At 58.9% G+C, this 7,447-nt stretch carries 4 protein-coding genes and 1 pseudogene; 4 read left to right on the plus strand and 1 reads right to left on the minus strand.

The features are described 5' to 3' along the window. Nucleotides 1-11 precede the first annotated feature (11 nt). Nucleotides 12-1,730 (minus strand): urease subunit alpha, encoded by a 1,719-nt coding sequence (ureC, locus tag NW840_RS12515; RefSeq protein WP_414344620.1) that lies wholly within the window; start codon nt 1,728-1,730, stop codon nt 12-14. A gap of 327 nt (nt 1,731-2,057) precedes the next feature. Between ureC and psaA the strand changes: the two genes are divergently transcribed. From psaA to NW840_RS12535, 4 genes and pseudogenes are all read left to right on the plus strand, one after another. After that, the gene (gene psaA, locus NW840_RS12520) at nt 2,058-4,325 is read left to right on the plus strand and encodes a photosystem I core protein PsaA (RefSeq protein WP_414344621.1); all 2,268 of its coding nucleotides are present in this window, start codon (nt 2,058-2,060) and stop codon (nt 4,323-4,325) included. Between the two features lie 21 nt (nt 4,326-4,346). After that, the gene (psaB, locus tag NW840_RS12525; RefSeq protein WP_414332634.1) at nt 4,347-6,581 is read left to right on the plus strand and encodes a photosystem I core protein PsaB; all 2,235 of its coding nucleotides are present in this window, start codon (nt 4,347-4,349) and stop codon (nt 6,579-6,581) included. Between the two features lie 107 nt (nt 6,582-6,688). Further along, nucleotides 6,689-7,270 (plus strand): Uma2 family endonuclease, encoded by a 582-nt coding sequence (locus NW840_RS12530; RefSeq protein WP_414344623.1) that lies wholly within the window; start codon nt 6,689-6,691, stop codon nt 7,268-7,270. Between the two features lie 116 nt (nt 7,271-7,386). After that, nucleotides 7,387-7,447: pseudogene (locus NW840_RS12535) on the plus strand (IS607 family transposase); the annotation flags it as partial.

Raw genomic sequence — 7,447 nt, forward strand, 5'->3', positions numbered from 1 at the left:
CTCTCCCAAAATTAGAACAGAAAGTACCGTTGTGCCATGGGCAGCACCTCTGCCGGCTCGCAGGTGAGCAGCTCTCCATCGGCCCGCACTTCATAGGTCTCTGGGTTCACCTCAATGCGGGGAGTGGCGGTATTGAGTTTCAAATCCGCTTTGCCGATCTCGCGGCAATTTTTCACCGCTACGGCCCGGCGCTGGATCCCCAGTTTTTCCGGGATCCCCAAGTCTAGAGCAGCCTGGGAGACAAAGAGCAGGCTGGTCTCGGTCAGGGCGCGGCCAAAGCTGCCGAACATGGGGCGGGGGTACACCGGCTGCGGGGTTGGAATGGAAGCATTAGGATCCCCCATTTGGGCGTAGGCAATCAGGCCCCCCTTCAGGACAATTTCCGGCTTAACCCCAAAAAAGGCCGGCTTCCACAGACACAGATCCGCCAGTTTTCCCACCTCCACCGACCCGATGACGTGGCTGAGTCCTTGGGCGATGGCGGGGCAGATGGTGTACTTAGCCACGTAACGCTTGGCCCGGAAGTTGTCGTTGCGGCTGCTGTCCTGCGGCAGAGGCCCCCGCTGCACCTTCATCTTGTGAGCCGTCTGCCAAGTGCGGATGATTACCTCCCCCACCCGGCCCATGGCCTGGGAGTCGGAAGAGATGATGCTGAACACCCCCATGTCATGCAAGATGTCTTCGGCGGCAATGGTTTGGGGGCGAATGCGGCTTTCGGCAAAAGCAATATCCTCCGGCACATTCTTGCTCAGGTGGTGACACACCATCAGCATGTCCAGATGTTCTTCGATGGTGTTGCGGGTAAAGGGGCGGGTGGGATTGGTGGAGCTGGGCAGCACGTTGGGCTCGGAGGCAATGCGGATGATGTCGGGGGCATGCCCACCCCCGGCCCCTTCGGTGTGGAAGGTGTGAATGGTGCGGCCATTGATGGCGGCGATGGTATCTTCCACAAAAGCCGATTCATTTAAAGTATCGGTGTGGATGAGGGTTTGGATGTCGTACTCATCCGAGACTTGCAAACAGCTGTCGATCACCGCCGGCGTGGATCCCCAATCTTCATGGATCTTGAGGCCGCAGGCCCCCGCTTCCACCTGTTCCCGCAAAGCTGCGGGAAAAGCCGCGTTTCCCTTGCCAAAGAAGCCCAAATTGACGGGGAACCCCTCCGCCGCCTGCAACATCTTGCCCAAGTTCCAAGCTCCAGGGGTGCAGGTGGTGGCGTTGCTGCCGGTGGCCGGCCCGGTTCCGCCCCCCAAAAGGGTGGTCACTCCCGAGGCGATGGCAAACTCGCACAACTGCGGGCAGATGAAATGCACATGGGCATCGATCCCGCCCGCTGTCAGGATCAGGTTTTCCCCGGCAATCACCTCAGTGCTGGGGCCCACCACCATGCCCGGCGTCACCCCCGCTTGGATGTTGGGGTTGCCGGCTTTGCCAATGCCGACAATGTAGCCATCGCGAATGCCCACATCCGCCTTGACGATGCCCCACCAGTCCAGGATCAGGGCGTTGGTGATCACCAGATCCAAGGCCCCATTGGCGCGGGTGGCCGTCGGCGATTGCCCCATGCCATCGCGGATGGTTTTGCCGCCCCCAAACTTAATCTCCTCACCATAGGTGGTGAAATCCTCCTCCACCTCGATGATCAGCTCGGTGTCCGCCAGGCGCACCCGATCCCCTACGGTGGGGCCGTAGTTGCTGACGTATTGGCGACGGGGAATCTCTAGGGTCATAGGGTGGTATCTGCAAAAGGGCTGCCAGGGTTTTACCACACATCCCCACCCAGGGGATCCCTTGCTGTCTATTGTTCAGTTCCAACCCTTCCTGAGAACGGATTGGGTTGGCTGAAAATTCGTTACATATATTTACATCTATGATCGAAAAAACAATTGCCAATCGACTCCAGCCTCGATGGGACAAGGGATCCCTCGTTTAATTATTGTGAAGCAACTGAGGGCTCACAAACCCTGACCTATAATGCCAGGTAAGTCCTGCCCTGGGGGAATCTTCTGCCAAGGGGTAGGGATGCTTCGTTCCTTGTCGCAAGAGAGGAGTTCTTGATGACAACTACGCCAAAGGAGCGAGAGCCGAAGGTCAAGGTGTCGGTTGATGTGGATCCGGTTCCCACCTCATTTGAGAAATGGGCCAAGCCGGGGCACTTCGACCGCAGCCTATCCCGTGGCCCCAAGACCACGACCTGGATCTGGAACCTCCATGCTCTTGCTCATGACTTCGACAGTCACACCAGCGACTTAGAAGACGTCTCTCGTAAGATCTTTTCCGCTCACTTCGGCCACTTGGCAGTGGTTTTCGTCTGGCTGAGCGGCATGTACTACCACGGAGCTCAGTTCTCCAACTATTCCGCTTGGCTGGCGGATCCGATCAACGTCAAGCCCAGCGCCCAAGTGGTCTGGCCCATCTTCGGCCAAGAGATCCTGAATGGGGATGTGGGCGGCGGCTTCGAAGGGATCCGCATTACTTCCGGTCTGTTTCACCTCTGGCGAGCTGCCGGCATCACCAATGAGTTTCAACTCCTCTGCACCGCCATCGGTGGCTTGGTAATGGCCGGGTTGTGCCTGTTTGCCGGCTGGTTCCACTACCACAAGCGGGCTCCCAAGCTGGAGTGGTTCCAAAATGTGGAATCGATGCTCAACCACCACCTGGCGGGCCTGCTGGGGCTGGGTTCTTTGGCCTGGGCCGGTCACCAAATCCACGTGGCCATTCCCATCAACAAGATGTTGGATGCGGGCGTGCCGGCGGATCAGGTGCCCTTGCCCCACGAGTTCATCCTTAAGCCGGCCCTGATGAAGGAGATGTTCCCCAGCGTGGATTGGGGCATCTTCAGCGGGTTGGTGCCCTTCTTTACCTTGGATTGGGGCAAGTACGCGGAGTTTCTCACCTTCAAGGGTGGCCTGGATCCGCAGAACGGTGCCCTCTGGCTGACCGACCAAGCCCACCACCACTTGGCCATTGCCGTGCTCTTCATCGTGGCCGGGCACATGTACCGCACCAACTGGGGCATCGGCCACTCCATTAAAGAGATCCTGGAAGCCCACAAAGGCCCCTTCACCGGCGAAGGCCACAAGGGCCTCTACGAAGTGCTCACCACCTCCTGGCATGCCCAACTGGCCATCAACCTGGCCATGGTGGGATCCCTGAGCATCATCGTGGCGCAGCACATGTACGCCATGAACCCCTACCCCTACATGGGCATCGACTACGCCACCCAGATCTCCCTGTTTACCCACCACATGTGGATAGGCGGCTTCTTCGTGGTGGGGGGTGCTGCCCACGGGGCCATTTACATGGTGCGGGACTACGACCCGGCGGTGAACCGCAACAACGTGTTGGATCGGGTATTGCGCCACCGCGACGCCATCATCAGCCACCTCAACTGGGTGTGTCTGTTCTTGGGCTTCCACGCCTTTGGCTTCTACGTCCACAACGACACGATGCAAGCCCTGGGCCGTCCGCAGGACATGTTCTCGGACACCGGCATCCAACTGCAGCCCATCTTTGCCCAGTGGATTCAATCGCTGCACACTTCGGCCATTGCCAGCACCGCTCCCTATGTGGGCGCCTCGGTTAGCCCCATCTTTGGCGGCGACGTGGTAGCTGTGGGCGGCAAGGTCTCCATGATGCCGATGGTGCTGGGCACGGCGGACTTCATGGTGCACCACATCCACGCCATGACCATCCACATTACGGTGCTGATCCTGCTCAAGGGGGTGTTGTTTGCCCGCTCTTCCCGGTTGATCCCGGACAAAGGCAAATTGGGCTTCCGCTTCCCCTGCGATGGCCCAGGCCGCGGCGGCACCTGCCAGGTCTCCGGCTGGGATCACGTGTTCCTGGGGCTGTTCTGGATGTACAACTGCATCTCCATCGTGATCTTCCACTTCAGCTGGAAGATGCAGAGCGACATCTGGGGCACCGTCAACGCCGATGGCACGATTGAGCACATCACCGGCGGCAACTTTGCCACCAGCGCCATTAACATCAACGGCTGGTTGCGGGACTTCCTGTGGGCGCAATCGGTGCAGGTGATCAACTCCTACGGCTCGGCTCTGTCGGCTTATGGGCTGCTCTTCTTGGGCGCTCACTTTGTCTGGGCCTTCAGCCTGATGTTCCTGTTCAGCGGTCGCGGCTACTGGCAGGAGCTGATTGAGTCCATCGTTTGGGCCCACAACAAGCTAAAAGTCGCTCCGGCCATTCAACCCCGCGCTCTGAGCATCATTCAGGGTCGGGCGGTCGGTGTGGCCCACTACCTGTTGGGAGGGATCGTCACCACCTGGGCGTTCTTCCTGGCACGGTTCGGCGCACTCGGCTAAGGCAAGGAGGAAGAGAGAATCATGACAACTGCAACTCGTTTTCCCCAATTCAGCCAAGACCTGGCCAGCGATCCCACCACGCGTCGGCTGTGGTATGGCATTGCCACCGCCCACGACTTCGAGACCCACGATGGCATGACGGAGGAGCGGCTTTACCAAAAGCTGTTCGCCACCCACTTTGGCCATCTGGCAATCATCTTCCTGTGGGCCTCCGGCAACGTCTTCCACATCGCCTGGCAAGGCAACTATGAGCAATGGGTAGCCAACCCCACGGGTGTTACGCCCATCGCCCACGCCATCTGGGATCCCCACTTTGGCAAGGCAGCGGTGGAAGCCTTTACCCAACCCGGGGGCGGCGGCCCCGTCAACGCGGCCTACTCTGGCCTGTACTATTGGTTCAACACCATTGGCCTGCGCACCAACGGCGATCTCTACACCGGCGCGATTGGCCTGCTGTTGTTGGCGGCAGTGTTTCTGTTTGCCGGCTGGCTGCACCTGCAGCCCCGCTTCCGGCCTAGCCTGAGCTGGTTCAAGAACGCTGAAGCCCGTCTCAACCACCACCTGGCCGGCTTGTTTGGGGTCAGTTCCCTGGCTTGGACTGGTCACCTGGTACACGTCGCCATCCCCGAGTCCCGCGGGCAGCACGTAGGCTGGGACAACTTCCTTACCACTCTGCCCCACCCGGCAGGTCTGAAGCCCTTCTTTACCCTCAACTGGGGGGTGTATGCCCAGAACCCGGACACGGCCAACCATGTCTGGGGCACGGCAGAAGGGGCGGGCACGGCCATCCTCACTTTCTTGGGTGGCTTTAACCCCAACACCCAGTCCCTGTGGCTGACGGACATGGCCCACCACCACCTGGCCATCGCGGTGATCTTCATCGTGGCCGGCCACATGTACCGCACCAACTGGGGCATTGGCCATAGCATCCGGGAGATCCTTGGCGCCCACAACCCCCCCAAGGGCACTCCCTTCGGAGGCCTGCTGGGAGAAGGCCACAAAGGTCTCTACGACACGGTCAACAACTCCCTGCACTTCCAGTTGGCTCTGGCCCTGGCCTGTCTGGGGGTGGTGACCTCGCTGGTGGCGCAGCACATGTACGCCCTCAACCCCTACGTGTTCATGTCCATGGATCACACCACGGAGGCGGCTCTCTACACCCATCACCAGTACATTGCTGGCTTCTTGATGGTGGGGGCGTTTGCCCACGGGGCCATCTTCCTGGTGCGGGACTACGATCCTGAGGCCAACAAGAACAACGTGCTGGCGCGGGTGCTGGATCACAAGGAAGCGATTATCTCCCACCTCAGCTGGGTATCGCTGTTCCTGGGCTTCCACACCCTGGGGCTGTACGTCCACAACGACGTCATGCAGGCCTTCGGCACGCCGGAGAAGCAGATCTTGATCGAGCCGGTGTTTGCTCAGTTCATCCAGGCCTCTCACGGCAAGATGATCTACGGCATGGATGTGTTGTTGTCCAACCCCGACAGCCTTGCTTCTACCGCTTGGCCCAACTACGGCAACGTGTGGCTGCCGGGCTGGCTGCAGGCCATCAACGATCCCAATGGATCCCTGTTCCTGCCCATTGGCCCGGGTGACTTCCTGGTGCACCACGCCATTGCGCTGGGCTTGCACACCACCACCTTGATCTTGGTCAAGGGGGCGTTGGATGCCCGCGGCTCTAAGCTGATGCCGGACAAGAAGGACTTTGGCTACAGCTTCCCCTGCGACGGCCCGGGTCGAGGCGGCACCTGCGACATCTCCGCCTGGGATGCCTTCTACCTGGCCATGTTCTGGATGCTGAACACCATCGGCTGGGTTACCTTCTACTGGCACTGGAAGCAGCTTGGGGTTTGGAGCGGCAACACTGCCCAGTTCAACGAGAACTCCACCTACCTGATGGGCTGGCTGCGGGATTACCTCTGGGCCAACTCCGCCCAGTTGATCAACGGCTACAACCCCTACGGGATGAATAACCTGGCGGTTTGGGCCTGGATGTTCCTGTTCGGCCACCTGGTGTGGGCAACTGGGTTCATGTTCCTGATCTCCTGGCGCGGCTACTGGCAAGAGCTGATCGAGACCTTGGTGTGGGCGCATGAGCGCACTCCCTTGGCCAAGCTGATCCGCTGGAAAGACAAGCCGGTGGCCATGTCGATTGTCCAAGGTCGTCTGGTGGGTCTGGCTCACTTCACGGTGGGTTACGTGTTGACCTACGCGGCCTTTGTTATCGCCTCGACAGCCTCTCAGTCGGGGTAGCAAGCCCATAACCTGCTGAATAGGGATCCCTTGGCTGGTCCAGGGATCCCTTTTTTGTGGGTTGGTAGAGTGGTGATATGAAGTTTAGGGTCTGATGAGTTTGGTCGATGACTCTAGCCGCCCGATTGGATCCCTATATCAGGCGATATACCTTTGAGGAGTTTCATCGACTGATTGAGTCTGGACAGATTGAAGAGCCCAATCAGTTGGAGCTGATTGACGGGCTCCTGGTTCAAAAGATGACGAAAGGGGAGAGGCACGCCGCCTACTGTAGCCGCCTGTACCGACTGTTGGTGGGCCTTGTGCAGGAGCAAGCTATTGTGCGCACTCAGGATCCGGTGCAACTGCCCCCCAATCACGAGCCAGAGCCCGACTTTGCCATTGTGCGCTTTCAGCAGGATGAGTACCGCTCTCGGCATCCTCAGCCCGAAGACATCTATCTCATCATCGAAGTGGCTGATTCTTCCCTTACCTATGATCGGGAAGTCAAACTCGGACTCTACGCCAAAGCCGGGATCCCCAACTACTGGATCTTGAACTTGCAAGAGAACTGCCTAGAGACGTACAGCTTGCCAACGGAGTCGGGAGTTTACCAGAAAAGAGAGGCTTACACCCCCGAGGAGAAAGTTGGGATCCCAGGGATCCTGGCTGGAGAGTTGAGTCTGGATCAGGTTTTTTCCATCGGTTAAGGCAGGGATCCCTTGCCGGCAGATCGAGTCTTGGCTGGCAGGAGCATGACTCTATTCAATGATACGCTGGACTATACTGAAAATAATGTACAGTATGTTCAGTATGGCTGCTTGGTATGGCTAGGTATGTGAAACCGAGAGAGGCGGCGGATTATTTTGGGGTGTGTCTCCACACTT

Origin of the sequence: Synechococcus sp. R5-13, from assembly GCF_047462015.1 — a bacterium.
Taxonomy (GTDB): domain Bacteria; phylum Cyanobacteriota; class Cyanobacteriia; order Thermostichales; family Thermostichaceae; genus Thermostichus.

Coding starts and splice junctions, on each gene's coding strand:
- psaA (WP_414344621.1), top strand. CDS start 2,058: ATGACAACTACGCCAAAGGAGCGAGAGCCGAAGGTCAAGGTGTCGGTT.
- NW840_RS12530 (WP_414344623.1), top strand. CDS start 6,689: ATGACTCTAGCCGCCCGATTGGATCCCTATATCAGGCGATATACCTTT.
- psaB (WP_414332634.1), top strand. CDS start 4,347: ATGACAACTGCAACTCGTTTTCCCCAATTCAGCCAAGACCTGGCCAGC.
- ureC (WP_414344620.1), bottom strand. CDS start 1,730: ATGACCCTAGAGATTCCCCGTCGCCAATACGTCAGCAACTACGGCCCC.